The organism is Archangium lansingense, assembly GCF_026626635.1.
Classification (GTDB): domain Bacteria; phylum Myxococcota; class Myxococcia; order Myxococcales; family Myxococcaceae; genus Archangium; species Archangium lansingense.
Map to the genome: position 1 here is coordinate 6,388,177 of NZ_JAPNKA010000001.1, position 18,159 is coordinate 6,406,335.

Sequence of the window (18,159 nt, forward strand, 5' to 3'; positions counted from 1 at the left end):
CAGTGTGAGGAGGCACGAGATGGCCGGAAGAGTCGAGGGCAAGGTGGCGCTGGTCACGGGAGCCGCATCGGGGCTGGGCAAGGCCGCGGCGGCGATGCTGGTGCGCGAGGGCGCTCGGGTGGCGCTCACCGACCGTAACGAGGCTGGTGTCCGAGAGGTGGCCGGGGCCCTGGGAGAGTCCGCGCGCGCCTGGACGCTGGACGTCACGAAAGAGGCGGACTGGGAGCGGGTGGTGGACGAGGTGGTGGCCACGTTTGGCCGGCTGGACGTGGTGGTGAACAACGCGGGCATTGGCATCTCCAAGGACATCGAGTCACTGTCACTGGAGGAGTGGCGGCTGGTACACGCGGTGAACCTGGATGGGGTGTTCCTGGGCTGCAAGCACGCCATCCGAGGCATGCGCAAGAGCAGCGCGAAGGGCTCCATCATCAACATCAGCTCGGTGGCGGGGCTGGTGGGGGTGGACACCCTGCCGGCGTACTGCTCGAGCAAGGCGGGGGTGCGCCTGCTGACGAAATCGGTGGCGCTGCACTGCGCGCGCAAGGGCTACGGCATCCGCTGCAACTCCGTGCACCCCACGTTCATCGAGACGCCCATGGTGGATGACCTGGCCAGCTTGTCGGGCGACATGGCAGCGGGGAAGGCGAAGCTGGCGCGCATGATTCCACTCGGCCGCATTGGCGAGCCGGACGATATTGCCTACGCGGTGCTGTACCTGGCTTCGGACGAGTCCAAGCTGATGACTGGCTCGGAGCTCGTGGTGGACGGTGGCAGCACGGCGATGTGAGCAACCCTCAACCCCGGAGCGCACCATGCCCTTCCTGGACGTCAACGGCACCCGTCTCTATTACGAGGACACCGGGGGTTCGGGAGAGCCCATCGTGTTCAGCCACGGCCTGCTGTGGAGCGGCCGGATGTTCGACAAGCAGGTGGCGGCGCTGAAGGACCGCTACCGCTGCATCACCTACGACCATCGCGGCCAGGGCCAGAGCGACGTGTGGGAGGTGGACACCGTGGACATGGAGACGGTGTACGCGGACGCGGTGGGCCTCATCGAGAAGCTGGGCGTGGGGCCGTGCCACTTCTTGGGGCTGTCCATGGGCGGCTTCGTGGGTATGCGGCTGGCGGCCCGGCGGCCGGACCTGCTGCGCTCGCTGGTGCTGATGGAGACCTCGGCGGATCCGGAGCCGCCGGAGAACATTCCGAAATACAAGCGGCTCAACCTCGTCGCGCGCTGGTTGGGGCTGGGACTGGTGACGGACCCGGTGATGGGCATCATGTTCGGCCGCACATTCCTGGAGGATCCGGCGCGCTCGGCGGAGCGGAAGGAGTGGAAGCGCCGGCTGAAGGAGAACCGACGCGACATCTGGCGCGCGGTGAACGGGGTCATCCAGCGGCGCGGCGTGTACGAGGAGCTGCCGCGCATCAAGACGCCGACGCTGATCCTGGTAGGCGAGGAGGACGTGGCCACGGTGCCGGCCAAGGCTGAGTGCCTCCACGGGGCCATCGCGGGCTCGAAGCTGGTGAGGATGCCGCGGGGTGGGCACACCTCGACGGTGGAGGAGGCGGGGCTGGTGAACCCCGCGCTCGCGGGCTTCCTGGAGGACGTGTCCCCGGGCAAGCAGCAGGTGGGGTGAGGGGAGGCCGAGGATGGGAGTGTTGACCCTGGTGCGGCATGGGCAGACGTCCGGCGAGTGGTACGACCGGGACCGGCTGTCGGAGCTGGGTGAGCGTCAAGCGGCGCGGCTAGGTGAGGTCTGGGCGGCGTCGGAGCATGCGTTGGAGGCGGTGTACGTAGGGCCCGCCCGGCGCCACCAGCAGACGTGCGAGGCGGTGCGGGCAGCCTACCTGGCCCGGGGGCTGAGGTTCCCCGAGCCGGTGGTGCTGCCGGAGCTGGACGAGTACGCGGCGGAGCCACTGTTCCGGGTGCTGCTGCCGAAGCTGGCAGAGCGGAACGCGTCGGTGCGGGAGGTGATGGAGTCGGGCGCGCTGGAGGGTCGGGACGGAGCGCAGCGGCTGTTCCGGCTGTTGGATCCACTGGGCCGGGCCTGGGCTCGGGGCGAGCTGGAGGATCCGGCGGTGGAGCGCTGGAGCGAGTTCGTGTCGAGGGTGGAGGCAGGGCTGCGGAAGATGATGAACCAGCCGGGGAGGAAGGCGGAGGTAGCGGCGTTCACGTCGGCGGGGCCAATGGCGGTGGCGGCGGGGCTGACGTTGGAGGCGAGCGCGGAGAAGGTGTTCGCGCTCAGCCTCATGGTGTGGAACACGGCCTGTACGGACTTCCTCTTCTCGGGAGAGCGGATTTCGCTGCGGAGCTTCAACGGGACACCGCACCTGGTGGAGCCCGAGCTGCAGACGATGCGCTGAAAGCCTCTCAGGCCTGCGGAGGCCCGAGTCCCAGGAGGGCCTTGCCGAGGATGTCGCGGGTGACGGCGGAAGACCAGGCCATCAGCGGCCCGCTCATGGCGTCGCGGACGTACCGCTCGATGGGGCGGCTCCGGAGGTAGCCCGAGCCTCCCGCGATCTCCAGGGCCGCGGTGGAGATGGAGATGGCGGCTTCGTTGGCCACGGCCTTGGCCTGCATCTGCAGGAAGAGGGCGTCTGGAGCACGCTCGTCGGCGGCGATGGCCGAGCGCATGGCCAGGGAGCGCGCCGCCTCCAGGCGGATGCTCATGTCCGCCACGGAGAACTGGACCCACTGTAGCTCGGCGAGCGGTTTGTTCTCCGGCGGCAACCGGCGCTCCTTGGCGTAGCCGATGGCGAAACCCATCGCCGCCTCGGCGATACCCAGGGAGATCCAGGGCAACCCCACGGCGATGGCGTTGGTCTGGGTGGGATCGAGCCGCAGCCTCCGGGAGTCTGGCAGCAGCGTGTCCTGGAGGTGCAGGAGCTGGCTGCGGGTGGCCCGCATGCCCATGGGATCCCAGATCTCCTCCGCCCGGACGGAGTCATCCTTGTCGATGAGGAAGAAACCAGGCTGGCCGTCACAGATGGCGCTGGTGAAGAGGTACTTCGCGCCCTCGCCGCCAGAGACGAAGCGCTTGGCTCCCGTGAGGCGCCATCCCTCCTCCACGCGGCGGGCGTGCAGCAGCGGCGTCAGGAACTGGTTGCCGCTGGTGGGCTCGCCCAGGGCATTGCCGAACCAGGCGCCACGGCGGAGCTCGGCCTCCATGAAGGCCGCCTGCGCCGGGTCCACCAGGGCCCGCAGTGCCACCGCTGTGCCCTGGTGCATCAGCCAGGCCGTACCGAAGGAGGCATCCCCCCGGGACAGGATGCTGACGAGCCGTCCGAAGGTCAGCCACGAGATGCCATCCAGGAGCGCCGTATTCAGCGGCGAGTGGCTCATGGCCGCCTTCCCCTCCTCGGGAAAGGTGGCCTCGCGATCGTGCTTCGCGGCCTGCTCCGCCAGCAGTGTCCGCAGCCGCTCTGCTTCCTTCAGATAATCCACTTCCGTCATCGGTGCCCCCAGTTGGAGTAAAGCGAGTCATCCTACCGCTGGCGCTTGCGGCGCATGAAGACGGCAGCGCCCATCAAGGGCAGCAGCAGGAATCCTCCTCCCACCGTGGCCACGGTCCGGAGCCGCCAGTTCTTCCAGGGCATGGCGAGCTTCTGGTTGCGCAGCCGATCGAAGTCCGGCTCCGGGCAGCTCTGGCCGAACTGCATCGGGTCGGAGATCAACGCTCCGTTCTTCACGTAGGTGCTCCAGAGCCGCTGGACCCGCTCGGGAGCTGTGTTCAAGACGAACCGCGCGGAGTGGCACAGGAGTGCGGCGTAGGCCTGACTGCGGGGAGGCACCAGCGCCGCGGCCTTCTCGGCGAGCTCCGACGCCGTGGTGCGGTAGTGGAAGCGCACGGTGTGCGGTGGCGCGTTGGCACTCAGCCGAGCACGCTCAGCCTCCGAGGTGAGCAGCAACTGCCCCAACATGGCCTTTGTCTGAGAGTCCTCGGTCGTCTGCTGCGTCTCGAGGTTCCACTCGCCTATGTCGAACTCTCCAGCCACCCAGGTCCAGTCGGGAGCCACCTCGGTGCCCATCAGCGCCATGCCCGCGGAGCGGGCGAGCCGCGACGCCGAGTAGAGCGCCTGCGCCTCATCCAGGTCTCGCCAGGCCGACCGCGCCTGCTCGAGCGCCTCCACATACTTGCGCGCGGGCTCCTCCCACTTCGTCCCCCGGAAATACTCCAGCGCCTCCTGACCCCGCCCGCTTCGCAACAGGCGTCGCGCGAGCAGCAGGCGGATCTGCGCGTTCACGTCCTTGCGCTCGTTCTCCTCTTCCCACAAGCCGGGCTCGGGCTTGCACTGAAACTCCGGGCCGGAGGCGTGGGCCACGATGAACCGCTGCAACTCCTCCACCGTCAGCACGCGCTCCGCCACGTAGGCGATATCCGGCCAGGAACAGGTCTTCAGCGCATGCTCGGCCGCCTGATGGAAATCGCCGCGCAGGAGCGCCAGGATGGTCCGTTCACCGCCCAGGTGTGCCCGTGGACGCAGCGGCTGCATCCAGGGCTGGGGCGACCAGTTCTCCTGCTCCGGGAAGCCCTCCGCGGCCTCCGCGAGGAACTGATCCGCCGCCGCCTTGTCTCCACGCCGCAGCGCCAGCTTCGCCTTCACCCAGGCGGCGAGCGGGGTCTGTTCCTGTCCCGCGAAACGCTCGGCCAGATCGAAGCGTCCCGCGCGCCACGCACTCGCCGCGAGCCGGTCCGCCCCGGCCAGCCCGGGCACGGCCGCGAGCGCCTCCATCAGACGTGGCAGTGGCGTGGGGGACTGACCACTGTCCAACCACAGCGTCTCCTGCCCGCGCGTCCAGGCATAGGTCGCCATCAGGCGCTGCCCCAGGGGATCCCTCACCACCTGCTGCAGGCGTGCCTCGTCCCGGGCAATCGCACGGGCCATGTACAGCAACGAGACCGCCCCGATCCCGCTCCCGTGGGCCGCCTGCTCCGCGTAGAGCCGGAGCGCTCCCACGTCGTTCCCCTCTCTCATGAGCAGCCGGGCCTCCTCACCGAGGCTCGCGACCGCCAGGCCCAGCGGATCGTCGAAACCCTGGCGGACCAGCTCGCGCACCTCGGCGAAGCGTTGCGGTCCCTCATGCTCCGTTCCCGCGCCCGCCATTCGTCCCAGCATGAATGCGGCGAAGGTGGAGAACCGGCGGCGCTCCTCCCCGGGCAGCGCGAGCACTTCCAGGAAACGGGCGCGGGCCTCGTCCCAGTGGCCCGCCTGGAAGGCCTTCGCGCCAGACTGGTACAGCTCCGTTTCGCGGGCACCGCCGCCCGTCCGCGCCCCCTCTGGCTCCTCGTAGGTCTCGACGACGGCGAAGGCATCCGCCGGCTTTGGCAGCAGGTGCGAGGCCTCGTGCAGGAATGCGCCGTCAGGCAATTCCGACAGCGTACGGGCCCGGTTGCCCAATGCATCGGGCGGGAAGTCGGGGCCGCAGGCGTGCGCGCGGCGCATGGGGGTGAGAGCCACCAGGAAGACCAGGAATGTCAGTGCACTACGGAGCAGCAATGGCCACCTCGGATCCCCGCACGAAGCCGATGACACGGCGCTCGCCAGCGCGCAGTCGGGGAGGCGTGCGCGCCACGAGCGAGGTCCCCCGCGGGGCGTAGCCGCCCACGCCATCGAGGACCTCGAGATTTCCAGAAAGGGTGAGGCGCGCGGGAGCCTGGGCGTCCACGCGGCCGGTGTTCTCGATGACGATGTCCAGCGTGCCTCCGCCCGCGTCCACCAGGCGCGGGAGGAAGCGAGGCTCCAGCGGTTCGCCCCGCACCACCGCCGAGAGGGTGGGCAGGCTCCAGGCCTCTGGATCGCCCCGGTGGCCGAGCCGGAACCAGAGGATGCCAGCGACGCCCTCCACGGGACGCTCGCGCAACCCGGCGAGGAAGCGGGCCACCTCACGAGGCTCCGCGGCCAGGGGCGTCCCGTCGCGCAGCCGCACGCGGTAGGTGGGGAGCGCCACGTGGAAGGGACGGCGCGTGGCCCGAGACCAGGCCTCGGTGAAGCTTCGGGCCTCCTCGGGAGTGAAGAGGGTAGGGGCGCGCACGGCGTGCACTTGGAGGACGATGCCGTCGGGAATGGAGACCAGCCGGGCGAGCGCTGGCGAGGAGCTCCACGTGGGCAGCGCCGTGAGGGTGAGCGTCAAATCTCCGAGTGCCGTCCGCTCGCGAGTCAGCCAGTCCGCGTAGGCGTCTAGCGCGGTGGTGGCGCAGTCATGGTCGAGCTCGATGCCCCGGACGCGTACGCCCTGGGCCCGCCAGGCACGCGCGTGGGTGGCGACCTCCTGGAGGGAGATGCCCTCGAGCGGCGCCGTGCCATCCACCCGCATCACCGCCACCACCTCGCGGCCGCTGCGCGCCAGGGCTGCCACGTCCACCGCGACATCCACTGGCGTGCGGGCGGGTCCGGAGCGCTCGCGCGCCAGCACACGAAGGGCACTCAGCTCCGAGGGGGCCTCCGTGATGGCCTGGCTCAGCTCAGGGCTCCAGTCACGCTGCCAGACATAGGCCTCATGGACGAGGACCCGGGGTTGCGATGAGTCCCCCCGCGTGCACGCGAGGCCGAGCGCGAAGAGCACCACGCCCACCCACCCCCAAGTGCGCCGCTGTATCGAGGACACCACGGGATTCTATCCAACGAGCAGGAGCAGGGAGCGCATGAAAGTGCTCCATTGCACGAACGAGCGGGGGATGGCGAGCCATCACCAGCCACCTCGGCCCCCTCTCCCTCGCCCTCCGGGAGAGGGTCGGGGCGAGGGTATCGAGCTACCCGGATTCCCATCCGTGTTCATCCCCTCTCCCTCTGGGAGAGGGCCAGGGTGAGGGTCTGGATCAGACGTCCCGAGTCCCCATCCGTCCACACACTCGGCAAGAAGGTCACGCGGGCGGATCCCACTTCCAGAGTGACGTGACACGGCGGGTAGGAACAACATACCTACCGGGGCGGACCTTCCGCCTGAACGGCTGCTCAGTAGGTTGGCGATCGTGTACGCCGAGCTGGTCTGCCGGTCGAACTTTTCGTTTCTGCGCGGGGCTTCGCACCCCGAGGAATTGATCCAGGCTGCGGCGGAGCGGGGACTGTCCGCCGTGGCGCTGGCGGATGGGGATGGGCTGTACGGGGCGGTGAAGGCCCACCTCGCCGCGAGGGAAGCGGGGATCAAGTACCTGATCGCCAGCGAGCTGACGCTGATGGATGGCCCGCGGGTGGTGGTGTACGCGCAGGACGCGAGGGGCTACGCGAACCTGAGCCGGCTCATCTCGAAGAGTCGGATGCTGCACCCCAAGGGCGAGGCGGGCCTGCCGTGGCGAGAGCTGGCGGAGGGCAACGAGGGGCTCCTGGCGCTGCTGCCGTACCCGGTGGCGGCGGCGCAGGTGGCCCCGTTGGCGGACTCCTTCCGCGAGCGCTTCTACGTGGGCATGTGCCGCACGCTGTCCTCGGGAGACGAGGCGCGGGTGGCGCAGGCGAAGGCCCTGGCGAAGACGCTCGGAGTGCCGCTGTGCGCGCACAACGACGTGCACACGCACCAGCGGAGCCGCCAGCCGTTGCAGGACGTGCTCACGGCCATCCGGTACAAGACGACGCTGGGGCAGCTCGGGACGAGGCGGCTGCCCAACGCGGAGCGGACGCTGAAGGGGCCGGAGGAGATGGCCCGGCTGTTCGCGGACTGCCCGGAGGCGCTGGAGAGGACGCTGGAGCTGGCGAGCCGCTGCAACGCGACGCTGGACGGGTTGCGCTACCACTTTTCGGAAGAGGACCTGCCGCCGGGACAGACGACGTCGACGTGGCTGCGCGAGCTGACGTACCAGGGGCTGCAGGTGCGCTACCCAGGAGGCGTGCCGCCCGAGGTGGTGAAGCAGATCGAGCACGAGCTGAAGCTGATCGCGGCCCTGGACTTCGCGGGGTACTTCCTGGCGATCTGGGACATCGTGCGGTTCGCGCGCTCGAAGGGGATTCTGTGCCAGGGGCGAGGGAGCGCGGCGAACTCGGCGGTGTGCTACGCGCTGGGGGTCACGGCGATCGATCCGGTGCGGATGGGGCTGCTCTTCGAGCGCTTCCTGAGCATGGAGCGCAAGGAGCCGCCGGACATCGACGTGGACTTCGAGCACGAGCGGCGCGAGGAGGTGCTGCAGTACGTCTACGAGAAGCACGGCCGGCACCGGGCGGGCATGGTGTGCGAGGTCATCTGCTACCGGGGGCGGCTGGCGCTGCGTGAGGTGGGCAAGGCGCTCGGGCTGTCGCTGGACCAGGTGGATCGGCTGGCGAAGGTGGCGGGCTCGCACGGCGGCGAGATGTCGCCCGAGTTGCTGAAGGAGGTGGGACTGTCGGAGGAGGACCGGCGGGTGCGGCAGACGCTCGCGCTGGCGCAGGAGATCGAGAGCTTCCCGAGGCACCTCTCCATCCACGTGGGCGGGTTCGTGATCACCCGCGAGCCGCTGGTGGAGATGATCCCCGTGGAGAACGCGGCGATGAAGAGCCGCACGGTGGTGCAGTGGGAGAAGGACGACCTGGAGGCGGTGGGCGTCCTGAAGGTGGATCTGCTGGGGCTCGGGATGCTGACGGCGCTGGCGAAGTGCCTGGCGCTGATCAAGGAGCACCACGGCCGCGAGCTGACGCTGGCCACGATTCCGGCGGAGGATCCACAGGTCTACGAGATGCTGTGCAACGCGGACTCGATCGGGGTGTTCCAGATCGAGAGCCGGGCGCAGATGAACATGCTGCCGAGGCTGAAGCCGCGGTGCTTCTACGATCTGGTGGTGGAGATCGCGCTCATCCGGCCGGGGCCGATCGTCGGGGACATGGTGCACCCGTACCTGCGGAGGCGGGAGGGGAAGGAGCCGGTGGTGTACCCATCGGAGGATGTGCGGCGGATTCTGCAGAAGACGCTGGGGGTGCCGCTCTTCCAGGAGCAGGCGATGAAGCTGGCGATGGCGGTGGCGGGCTTCACTCCAGCGGAGGCGGACGGATTGAGGCGGGCGCTGTCACACAAGCGGGCGGAGGAGCGGCTGGGGCCATTCCACCAGCGCTTCGTGGAGGGAGGCGTGGCGCGGGGATACACGCCCGAGTACGTGGACACGCTGTTCCGCCAGTTCCGCGGGTTCGCGCACTATGGTTTCCCGGAGAGCCACTCGGCGAGCTTCGCGCTGCTGGCGTACGCGTCGTCGTGGCTGAAGTGCCACTACCCGGCGGCCTTCACGGCGGCGCTGCTGAACTCGCAGCCGATGGGCTTCTACGCGCCGCATACGCTGGTGGCGGACGCGCAGCGGCACGGAGTGAAGGTGCTGGGCGTGGACGTGAACCACTCGGGGTGGGACTGCACGATGGAGGAGGGCGGGGCGCTGCGGTTGGGGTTGCGGATGGTGCGAGGGCTCCAGGAGGCGGCGGGGCGGCGGGTGGAGGCGGCGAGGCAGGGCGTGCGCTACGCGAGCGTCGGCGATCTGGCGAGGCGGACGCGGGCGCCCCGGCACGAGCTGGCACGGCTGGCGTTGTCGGGGGCATTGGGGAGCCTCAGCGGTTCGCGGCGGGACGCGCTGTGGGAGATCCAGGCGCTGGGTCCGCTGGAGGAGACGGACCTGTTCTTCGGGATGGCGATGGACGGGACGCAGGTGGAACTGCCGCAGATGAACGTGGCGGAGCGGGTGAGCAAGGACTTCGAGACGGTGGGCGTGTCGCTGGAGAAGCACCCGCTGGAGCTGTTGCGGCCGATCCTGCGTAAGCGGGGCGCGGTGACGGCGGCGGGGCTGGAGCGGGTGCGAGCAGGGGCTCGGGTGGCGGTGGGCGGGATGCTCATCTGCCGGCAGATGCCGCCGACGGCGAAGGGGTTCTGCTTCCTGTCACTCGAGGATGAGACGGGGATCGCGAACCTCGTGGTGTCACCGGACGCGTATGCGCGGTTCCGTAAGGACATCCACGGCGCGCTGTTCCTGGTGGGGCAGGGGACGCTGGAGAGGACGGGGAAGGTGTTGAACGTGAAGGTGCAGCAACTGGAGCCGATCGCCTCCGGGCTTCCAGGCTGATTCAGCACCCGGCGGAGCCAACGGCGCGCAGTTGGGTCTCCCGTCCATTTTCGGTGACGCGGATGGTTCCACCATTGATGATGAGGAGCTCGAGCTCGAACCTTTCGCCCAGCTCGAGATCGACCTGCGCTGTCACCTTGCCGTCCTTGCTGCGGAAGGTCTGGGATGTGTACTGCCCATAGAACTCCCGGCCACTGCCCTTGATGCGCTCGAATTCGAGGATCCTTCCGGAGATCATCATCCTCATCGAACCGGGCTTCGTACCGTTATGGAAGACATAGAGGCCCTCGAGATTGGAGCGCTCGGGCTTCCAGAGACTCATGCCGCAGCCGCTGAACTGGGTCTGCTTTGATGTGAACTCACCGATCTCTGGCGGCTTCTTCTTGGGTCGAGATTCCTTCTGGGGTGAGGGCGCATTGTCTTTTCCGGACTGTGCGGTGGCGAGGGCCGGCCCGAGCAACAGTGCACAGGCGAGGGCGAATCGCTTCGTTGTCTGAATCATGGAGGCTCCTTCTGATGGAGGAAGCCAACGTAGCCATCGCGAGGAACACGCTCAAGCACGCAATAGGGAGCGCACGAGGTTCAGTGGACGACGAGCCGGGCGCGCTGTGCCGCCGGGCGCACCCGTGCGGTGGTGCCCGCGTTGAAGGCGAGGAAGTCCTCCTCCACTCCATCGCTGAAGATGACGCCCCCCGAGGGCATCCGCGACTCCACCTCCAACTCCTGCTGAGTGCTGACGAATCCGGCCACCAGGCTGGCCGCCGAGTGCCGGCTGATGAATGGCTCGCGCACCACGAAGGCCAGTCGCGGGTCCTCCCATGTGAGCCGCCATGGCTGGCCCGGCTGTCCACCCGTCGCCTCCGTGAGCCCGCGGGCGAGCGTGAACACCGAGGACAGCCAGCCGCTCGAGCCCGCGCCCGTGGAGACGATGATGCCACTGGACGACTGGGACTCGGCACGTTGCTCGTAGTGCAGCGTGTAGCGGGCGGAGACGTGAGTGCGCGCTCCGAGAAACAGATCGTTGAACCCGAGCAGTCTCTGGCCATCGCTCAGCACCACCTCGGCGAGCGTCACCTCGCGGAAGCGGGCGTGCTGCTCCAGCACGTGGCGCACCGCCACCCGCGCCTTGTCGACGCCGAAGGGCAGGAGCACTCCATCGAAGCGCTCAGGGTCCGGGTTGACGCCGACGATGGGCTGCGATCCCACGTACTTGGCCACGTTGGCCACCAGGCCGTCCTGGCCCACCGTCACCACCAGCTCCTTGCCGGTGAAGAGGAAGGTGGGCACCAGCGAGCGATCCACCTGCTGCACCGGCAGGCCGAGCTCCAGCAGTTTGTGCAGCGCATCGAGCGAGCGGCGGTAGGTGTCATCCTCCCGCGCGTAGTCCTCGAAGTCCTGGCCGGCGTGCTCCAGGTAGAAGCGCGCCTGCGAGCGCGTGTTGAAGCGCTCCACCAACTCGGCGAGCCTCGTCTTGCGGGTGACGAGGACGATCTTCTCGTACTCAGCCATGGCGGCCCTGGTTGCCCGACGGGGCCGAGAGCAGGGTGCGCAGCAAGTCCGGGGACACGTTCAGCTCGCCGATCTTCCCCGCGTTCTCCGCCATCTCGCGGAAGGCGAGCGCGATGTTCAGCTTGGGATCGTTCCCTCCGCCGGCCGCAGCCATGAGCACCTTCCAGTCCATGTCTCGCACCGGGGCGAGCGTCTTCTCCAACGCATAGGCCTTGGCCTCAGCGGCCTTGCGCTCGTTTTCGCTCCAGCGCTCCATGAAGGAGGCGCGCTGCTCCTCCACCGCGATGTCCGCGGCGATCTGCGCCTCGCGGATCTGCCGCTTGCCGGCCTCCACGGACAGCTCGGTGGCGATCTCGCTCTCCTTGATGCGCCGCTCCTGCTCCACGGCGGCGTTGCGGCGGGCGTAGATGGCTTCATCCGCGCGCCGCTGGAGGGCTTCACGGGCCTCGGCCTCCAGGGCCCGAGCCATCTCCGGGGTGGGGCGCGCCGACAGCAGCGCGAAGCCCTGCACCTCCACACCGAGCATTCGCACCGCCTCTGTCTCCCGGAGCCCCGCGAGCACCTTGGCCTCGATGGTGGCCGCCTGCACGAGCACCTCGCGCAGGGGCATGGACTGAACCACGGTGCGGGCGCGCACCTGGGCGATCTGGACGAGCCGCTCCTCGAGCTTCGAAGGGTCCTCCGAGGCGTACTCGCCCGAGGGCTTCACCGAGTAATCCAGCAGCCCGGCAAGCAGCTTGGGGTCCGCGACGCGGTAGGTGAGCTGTCCCTGGAGGGTGACGGCTTGGAAGTCCTGGGTGACCTCGTTGAAGGCGAAGGGCACGTCCGAGCTGGCGAGCGGCACGGCCACCACGGTGGTTGTGGGCGCCCAGTAGAAGAAGGAGAGGCCCGGCCCCTCCCGCTTCACTCGGCCGTCCTTGAACTGCATGACGTACGTCGTCGGCGGCGCCTTCATGTACCGGATGCTCATGGTCCACCCCTCGTCCTTTCATCTTCGTGTTTTTATGACACCAACATAGTGTCTGTTGGACACGAGTGCAACAAGGAATGAATTCGAGATGCCCCCTCTCCCTCTGGGAGAGGGCTGGGGTGAGGGTGTTCCCCACGAGGTGTCCTACGCGTAACGTGAGCGGCGGCGGTCGCGCGTGGGGGAATTGACCCTGGTGGCGCTGGTGCTCCTCACCTGGAGTCCAGGGAGATGTTCCAGCCCTCGGGGTTGATGGGAATACGGTCCGCCGCGCCCGGGTGACCACGCGCCGCCTGGATGCGCCGTGCGCTTGCCGGCCAGTCCTGCTCCGGCCCGAAAGGACCGAGTTCCCAGCGGGGGAAAGCCAGGCCGATGATGGCGATACAGAGCACGCGTGGTGCCCAGCGGTGGAGGGCGGCAGTGGCGGCCACCCAGAGCACCACCGCCACGGGCGCGCAGTAGAACCAGTAGCGTCCCTGGAAGACGTCGGTCGTCAGCACGGGCCCGAAGGGCGGCTCGCGCACGCTCCATGGGCGCACCATCCAGGTGAGGGCGACGAGGCCGAACACGCAGCTGGCCACCAGGAGGAGCACCTGGCGGCGCTGCGACGGCAGGCGCATCAGCCCTCGCCCCAAAACTCCGAGCAGCGCCACCGCACAGAGCAGCTCCACGAGCAAGGGGCGGCGAAAGTAGGAGCGGGTGAGGCTGTCGCCGAGCACGGGGTGCAGCAGGTAGCGGGTGTTGAGTGTGTGGAATGTCCCTTGGGCCACCTCAAACCAGCGGACCGGATCCGTCTGTGGGAAGGAGGACACGGCCTCACGGAAGGCGAGGACGTTGACGGCCGCCCAGCCGAGCGTGAGTGCTGCCGCGGCCCACTCCGGCCAGACGTACCGGAACTGGGCCCCCGCACGATGCCGGAGGAGGGCCCGGCCGGCGAACGCGGGAGCGAGGATGACCAGCTCGCCAGCGGTCGAGCCGACCACCGCGATGAAGAGCAGCTCGGCGGCCCCAAGCGGCCGGTCGAGGTCCTGCAGTGCGATGAAGGCCGCGGCGTAGAAGGCGATCGAGTGGAGGTTTGCGAGATTGCCGGTCACCTCCCACATCCCGGGGGCAAAGCACAGGGCGGCCGAGGTCAGGATGCGCGCGGCGTCGTGAGGAACGAGCCCACGATGACAGCGGCGGGAGAAGAGTGCCGCCATGGCTGCATACGCCACCAGGGTGAAAGTGGTCACCGTGACCGCGAAGAACTCCAGCGGGAGCTGCGCGAAGAGCACAGCCAGTATTCGGGGCAGCACGTGCAGGTAGCCGGCGTACGGCTCCAGGATGGGGGCGGCGCCCCGCTCGAGCGCTTCGCGCAGGAAGAGCGAGCCGTCCTCGGCCCATAGGTGCGCGCGGGCCAGCCGCTCGTGGGAGCGCACGAGCAGCAGCACCAGGCACACTCCGAAGGCGAGGAGCGCGGGGGAGGAAAGTGGCCGGAGCTCGGACGCTGCGTGAGGCGAGCACCGGGCAGCCGTCGCCGCGTCGGTTGGGACCCGAGTGGGAGGCGCTATCATGTTGCCGCCATCACCACCGCCAGTCCGTGCACGCTCGCCTCGCTGGAGCTGCGGGGGCGGTGTACCTGGGAGAAGCGCTTCACGAGGGCGAGCGAGAGGCAGAGGAACATCGAGAAGGTGCGGAGTAGAGTCCGGCCAGGGCGAAGATGTCTAGCGCCATCATCGAGGCACACAGGCTCATGGATCGTCTCCTCCGAGGAGCGAAGCGGATGTTGCTCCTGGTTCTGGTCACGGTGGTCATTGTGTACGTGGGCATCTGCGTGCTGGTGTTCCTCAACCAGCGGCACATGGTGTTCCCGGTGCCTCCAGGGGCTCGTGAGCCCTCGCTGGCTGGAGCTACGCTCCTTCGCATCCCAGGGCACGAGGGCTCGACGGTCTACGCGCTGCACGTGCCCGCGCCTGCAGGGGCGCCGACCGTGGTGCACTTCCACGGCAATGGCGAGCAGCTCGCGGACGGAGCGTGGCTGGCGCAGCGCTTCCAGGAGGCGGGGCTCGGCTTCTATGCGGTGGAGTACCCGGGCTACGGGCTCGCGGCGGAGCAGGGGCCCTCGGAGAGCGGCATCTATGCGGCGGCGGAGGCCGCGCTGGAGCACCTGCACCAGAAGCTGGGCGTGCCTCGGGAGCGCACGGTGCTGCAGGGACAGTCGCTCGGCTCGGGCGTGGCGGTCGAGATGGCGAAGCGGGGGCACGGCTCGCGGCTGGTGCTCATCACGCCTTACACTTCTATCGTCGAACTGGGGGCTCGGCTCTTCTCGTGGCTGCCCGCGAGCCTGCTCGTGAGAGATCCATTCGACAGTGCGGCCAAGGCGCCCGGGTTGAAGCTACCGGTGCTCATCGTCCACGGCACGCGGGATGAGGTCATCCCCGTGGACATGGGGCAGCGGCTGGGAACCCTGTTCCCGAACGCCACTGTGCGCCTCCTTGAGGGCAAGCGTCACAATGACGTGCTCGATCGACCGGCCGTTCTCCATGAAATGATGGAGTTTGCGCGAGACGGAGCACACAAGACTGGCACAGGTCCGTCGGAGCCTTGAATGGCAGGCATGGCGCATGCGACGGCTCGCTGTCGACCGGGTGCTAGGAGCTTGTCGGAGAATCGCCGAAAAACGACTCCTACATACCAACCATAGCGGTGTGTTTGAGTCGCACTACCCCTCATGTAGTGGGTAGCCGAGGTATTCCGACAGGCTCCTAGCGGAAGGCGTCGACTGCCTGAACGACGCCGAAGACATCCCGTATGGCGCCTACACCTGGTGGTGAACCGGGTCGTTTATCCAAGTCCCCGTCAGTATTGAGGACGACTCCACAGAAGGGGTACCTGCCTCCTCTTGGGAAGCGAATCTCGTAATAGCGGATGGCGACAGTGGAGCCGCTTCCAGCCCAGATATGCCCGTACAGTAGCGTCTCTGCAGGCAGCGCTCCCAGGGCTTGCATCAGGGAGCCCTCGACCGGTCCATCGGACAACGTGAACGGCGCCTGCCCGTACTTGTTTTCGTCAATGAGGATCCCAGCAGTATCACCCGGGGAGATGCCCCAGGTGTTCATTGCATCGAGCGCATTGGCTGGACACGCCTGAGGGCCAGGTAGCCCATCCGGGCGCAGGGACACACCCGAACAACCGGTACCCAAACCCATGAAGAAGACACCGAGTAACACGACACGAATCCGGGTTGCACGCATGTGAGGTTGGCTCCACTCAACGAAAAGCATCGACCACCCGGACTATTGCAGCGGCATCCGGGATGATCCCTGCACCAGGAGGGGAATCCGGTCGTTTCGTCATGCCGTTGGAACCGTCAACAGCAATGCCGCAGAAAGGGTATGTCCTGCCATGAGGAGTGCGGGCTTCGTAGTAGCGAATGACTACGTCGGGACCTTCGGTCCAGACCTGCCCGTGGAGGCGAGTACCGGTGGGCAGCGCACCGAACTCATCTTCCAGTAGGCTCTCGATGGGTCCATTGAGGAGTACGAGGGGGTTCTGCTCCAACCTGGGATCAATGCGGATGGGACCTCTATCGGAGACCGCAAGTCCCAGTCGCTGCATTGCTTCTAGGGCTCTGGAGGGGCAGTCCTGGGGTCCCGGTCTGCCATCCGGCCGTGTGGAGACGCCAGTGCAGCCGGAACCCAGGGACATGGCTGACAGCAGGAGCAGGTGTGTGGAGACCTTCTTGATGGGAGTGGCGATTCGCATCGTTCAGTAGGATAGGACAGGAGCCAGTTGGGTAGGGATCCTTCTCAGAGCTTCAGATCGATGAGGGCGAAGTCCCTCAAGCCATTCTTCCTGAAGACCTCCATCAGGAAAGAGCCGCTCCCATCTGGGTTGAGCAGCGAGGTCACAATGACGAGATGTCCGGTCTGACCTGGAGCGATACGGGTGGAGTGCATACGAACGGCGTAGGGCTTGCTCTCTCCTGTGGCCATGTTCGTGAGCCGTACCTCTCCCAGCGCCCATGGCTGTTCCCGCGATTTGTTGGTGATGGTGAATAAGGCTGCTACGTACCCGGGGACAATTTTCTCGGGAAGCAACAGCAGGTCGACATCTGCTTCGATGTCCGTCCCAATACCAGGGCTTTTCAATGTCCACCTCTGCCGTGTGGTGAGAGAGTGTTCACCGAAAGCCTTGTTGAGTACCAGGGTCGCCAGGGCGTGCTCCGTTGAGAGCGCCTCCTGCTGATGGCGGAGGTTTTCGGCCTGGAGTCTGTTGTTCTCTTCTCGCTCATCCTCCAGGGCCCGTTTGAGGGCGCGAACGGATTCTGCGTTGAGGAAGACGTCCACCTGGGTGTCCACCGTTTCCTGTGCGGCAACGAGGGTGAAGGGGAGGGCCGTTCCGTCCATGAGCGTCACCGTGAGTGGGACACGGTCCTTTGGTGAGAGTTCATGCAGGGCGACGACGACCACGGAACTTCCGCCCACGAGCGGAGGCTCGAAGCGCGCCTCCCACCCGCCGAGTTTCGTGAGGGATGGGGAAGGCGGTATTTCGAAGCGGAGGGTTGTGGAGGTGTGCGCGGCCACTCGGATCTCCGGAGTTGACCCCGGTGGCTCGTCGGAAAGGAAGAGGCTGCGATGCATTGGCTTCGGTCTGGCAACCGTAGGACTGGCTGCGATGGTCGCGGAGACCAGGCAGAGCGTGGCCAGCAGCAGCGACGGTATCCAGTAGAGAAGGCGTGACCTCATCGGTCATGGGCTTATAGCAGCCTTCTGGAGTCATGTGGAGTCAGGTGCTGCGCGATCGGACGGATGCTGCACATGCCGGTGTCGATGGAGGGCTCTGACGACGATCAGTCCGCAGACGCGGAGGGGCTGGCACAGCGCTTCCAGGAGGCAGGGCTCGGCTTCTACGCGGTGGAGTACCCGGGCTATGGGCTCGCGGCGGCGCAGGGGCCTTCCGAGACCGGCATCTATGCGGCGGCGGAGACCGCGCTGGAGCATCTGCACCAGAAGCTGGGGGGGGGGCCTCGAGAGCGCACAGTGCTGCAGGGGCAGTCGCTTGGCTTGGGCGTGGCGGTCGAGATGGCGAAGCGGGGCCACGGCTCGCGGCTGGTGCTCATCACTCCCTACACCTCCATCGTGGACCTGGGGGCGAGGCTCTTCTCGTGGCTGCCCGCGAGTCTGCTCGTGAGGGCTCCGCTCGACAGCGCGGCCAAGGCTCCCGCGTTGAAGCTGCCGGTGCTTATCATCCACGGCACGCGGGATGAGGTCATCCCCGTGGACATGGGGCAGCGGCTGGGAGCCTTGTTCCCGAACGCCACCGTGCGCCTGTTCGAGGGCAAGCGTCACGATGATGTGCTCGATCGGCCGGCTGTTCTGCTGGAAATGATGGAGTTTGCGCGAGACGGAGCCGTCAAGACAGGTCAGTAGGAGCCTTGATCGGGGCAATGACACAGTCCGCGGTTCACTGGTGGATGTACGGCGAGGCTCTTCTTGTGTCTGCCCGTAAGACTGTCTGCTCGTGAGATTTCTATTCGACGGCGCGACCAATGCTTCCGCGTTGAATTTGCTAGTGCCCACTGTCCACGGACCACTGGATGAGGTCATCCCCGTGGACATGGGGGCAAGCGGCTAAGAATAGAGATCCAAGACGCCACCGTGCTCCGCTCAAGAGCAATCTTTGCAATGACTTGAGTTTAGA

The 18,159-nt window shown here is 67.4% G+C and carries 14 protein-coding genes; 6 read left to right on the forward strand and 8 right to left on the reverse strand.

Annotation, left to right across the window (positions count from 1 at the left end; all coding sequences use genetic code 11):
- The first annotated feature begins 19 nt into the window (after window positions 1–19).
- From OV287_RS25955 to OV287_RS25965, 3 genes are read left to right on the forward strand one after another with little or no spacing between them, the layout of a single operon-like run.
- Entirely contained in the window at window positions 20–787 is a 768-nt protein-coding gene (locus OV287_RS25955; protein WP_267536725.1) for a glucose 1-dehydrogenase, read from the forward strand.
- 25 nt (window positions 788–812) lie between these two features.
- A complete protein-coding gene (locus OV287_RS25960) occupies window positions 813–1,637 on the forward strand; it encodes an alpha/beta fold hydrolase (RefSeq protein WP_267536726.1) in 825 nt (274 codons plus the stop codon).
- Window positions 1,638–1,650: 13 nt separating this feature from the next.
- The gene (locus tag OV287_RS25965) at window positions 1,651–2,364 is read left to right on the forward strand and encodes a histidine phosphatase family protein (protein ID WP_267536727.1); all 714 of its coding nucleotides are present in this window, start codon (window positions 1,651–1,653) and stop codon (window positions 2,362–2,364) included.
- A 7-nt stretch (window positions 2,365–2,371) separates the two neighbouring features.
- Here the strand turns inward: OV287_RS25965 and OV287_RS25970 are convergent, their stop codons facing one another.
- From OV287_RS25970 to OV287_RS25980, 3 genes are read right to left on the reverse strand one after another with little or no spacing between them, the layout of a single operon-like run.
- Window positions 2,372–3,454 (reverse strand): acyl-CoA dehydrogenase family protein, encoded by a 1,083-nt coding sequence (locus OV287_RS25970; RefSeq protein ID WP_267536728.1) that lies wholly within the window; start codon window positions 3,452–3,454, stop codon window positions 2,372–2,374.
- 32 nt (window positions 3,455–3,486) lie between these two features.
- The gene (locus OV287_RS25975) at window positions 3,487–5,445 is read right to left on the reverse strand and encodes a hypothetical protein (protein ID WP_267536729.1); all 1,959 of its coding nucleotides are present in this window, start codon (window positions 5,443–5,445) and stop codon (window positions 3,487–3,489) included.
- Window positions 5,446–5,485: 40 nt separating this feature from the next.
- Window positions 5,486–6,610 (reverse strand): DUF3142 domain-containing protein, encoded by a 1,125-nt coding sequence (locus tag OV287_RS25980; RefSeq protein ID WP_267536730.1) that lies wholly within the window; start codon window positions 6,608–6,610, stop codon window positions 5,486–5,488.
- A gap of 358 nt (window positions 6,611–6,968) precedes the next feature.
- Between OV287_RS25980 and OV287_RS25985 the strand changes: the two genes are divergently transcribed.
- Entirely contained in the window at window positions 6,969–10,001 is a 3,033-nt protein-coding gene (locus OV287_RS25985; RefSeq protein ID WP_267542418.1) for an error-prone DNA polymerase, read from the forward strand.
- Between the two features lies 1 nt (window position 10,002).
- Here OV287_RS25985 and OV287_RS25990 read toward each other — a convergent pair whose 3' ends face one another.
- From OV287_RS25990 to OV287_RS26005, 4 genes are all read right to left on the reverse strand, one after another.
- Window positions 10,003–10,503, reverse strand: a complete 501-nt coding sequence (locus OV287_RS25990; protein ID WP_267536731.1) for a hypothetical protein — start codon at window positions 10,501–10,503, stop codon at window positions 10,003–10,005.
- A gap of 80 nt (window positions 10,504–10,583) precedes the next feature.
- Window positions 10,584–11,510 (reverse strand): diacylglycerol kinase catalytic domain-containing protein, encoded by a 927-nt coding sequence (locus OV287_RS25995; RefSeq protein WP_267536732.1) that lies wholly within the window; start codon window positions 11,508–11,510, stop codon window positions 10,584–10,586.
- Entirely contained in the window at window positions 11,503–12,480 is a 978-nt protein-coding gene (locus tag OV287_RS26000; RefSeq protein WP_267536733.1) for an SPFH domain-containing protein, read from the reverse strand. Before OV287_RS26000 ends, OV287_RS25995 begins: the two co-directional genes overlap by 8 nt.
- Before the next feature lie 209 nt (window positions 12,481–12,689).
- Window positions 12,690–13,907, reverse strand: a complete 1,218-nt coding sequence (locus OV287_RS26005) for a hypothetical protein (protein WP_267536734.1) — start codon at window positions 13,905–13,907, stop codon at window positions 12,690–12,692.
- A 332-nt stretch (window positions 13,908–14,239) separates the two neighbouring features.
- Here OV287_RS26005 and OV287_RS26010 point away from each other — a divergent pair, with 332 nt between their 5' ends.
- Window positions 14,240–15,064: an alpha/beta hydrolase gene (locus OV287_RS26010; protein WP_267536735.1), complete on the forward strand. Its 825-nt coding sequence runs from the start codon at window positions 14,240–14,242 to the stop codon at window positions 15,062–15,064.
- Window positions 15,065–16,265: 1,201 nt separating this feature from the next.
- Here the strand turns inward: OV287_RS26010 and OV287_RS26015 are convergent.
- The gene (locus OV287_RS26015) at window positions 16,266–17,204 is read right to left on the reverse strand and encodes a DUF2381 family protein (RefSeq protein ID WP_267536736.1); all 939 of its coding nucleotides are present in this window, start codon (window positions 17,202–17,204) and stop codon (window positions 16,266–16,268) included.
- Between the two features lie 72 nt (window positions 17,205–17,276).
- On the opposite strand from OV287_RS26015, the gene OV287_RS26020 reads away from it, so the two are divergent.
- A complete protein-coding gene (locus OV287_RS26020; protein WP_267536737.1) occupies window positions 17,277–17,888 on the forward strand; it encodes an alpha/beta hydrolase in 612 nt (203 codons plus the stop codon).
- Window positions 17,889–18,159: the final 271 nt, after the last annotated feature.

Bases quoted from the DNA above. Each gene is read 5' to 3' on its own strand.
- OV287_RS25970 (WP_267536728.1), bottom strand. From the start codon at position 3,454: ATGACGGAAGTGGATTATCTGAAGGAAGCAGAGCGGCTGCGGACACTG.
- OV287_RS26000 (WP_267536733.1), bottom strand. From the start codon at position 12,480: ATGAGCATCCGGTACATGAAGGCGCCGCCGACGACGTACGTCATGCAG.
- OV287_RS26015 (WP_267536736.1), bottom strand. From the start codon at position 17,204: ATGAGGTCACGCCTTCTCTACTGGATACCGTCGCTGCTGCTGGCCACG.
- OV287_RS26020 (WP_267536737.1), top strand. From the start codon at position 17,277: ATGCCGGTGTCGATGGAGGGCTCTGACGACGATCAGTCCGCAGACGCG.
- OV287_RS26010 (WP_267536735.1), top strand. From the start codon at position 14,240: ATGTTGCTCCTGGTTCTGGTCACGGTGGTCATTGTGTACGTGGGCATC.
- OV287_RS25965 (WP_267536727.1), top strand. From the start codon at position 1,651: ATGGGAGTGTTGACCCTGGTGCGGCATGGGCAGACGTCCGGCGAGTGG.
- OV287_RS25990 (WP_267536731.1), bottom strand. From the start codon at position 10,503: ATGATTCAGACAACGAAGCGATTCGCCCTCGCCTGTGCACTGTTGCTC.
- OV287_RS25960 (WP_267536726.1), top strand. From the start codon at position 813: ATGCCCTTCCTGGACGTCAACGGCACCCGTCTCTATTACGAGGACACC.
- OV287_RS25955 (WP_267536725.1), top strand. From the start codon at position 20: ATGGCCGGAAGAGTCGAGGGCAAGGTGGCGCTGGTCACGGGAGCCGCA.
- OV287_RS25995 (WP_267536732.1), bottom strand. From the start codon at position 11,510: ATGGCTGAGTACGAGAAGATCGTCCTCGTCACCCGCAAGACGAGGCTC.
- OV287_RS25975 (WP_267536729.1), bottom strand. From the start codon at position 5,445: ATGCGCCGCGCGCACGCCTGCGGCCCCGACTTCCCGCCCGATGCATTG.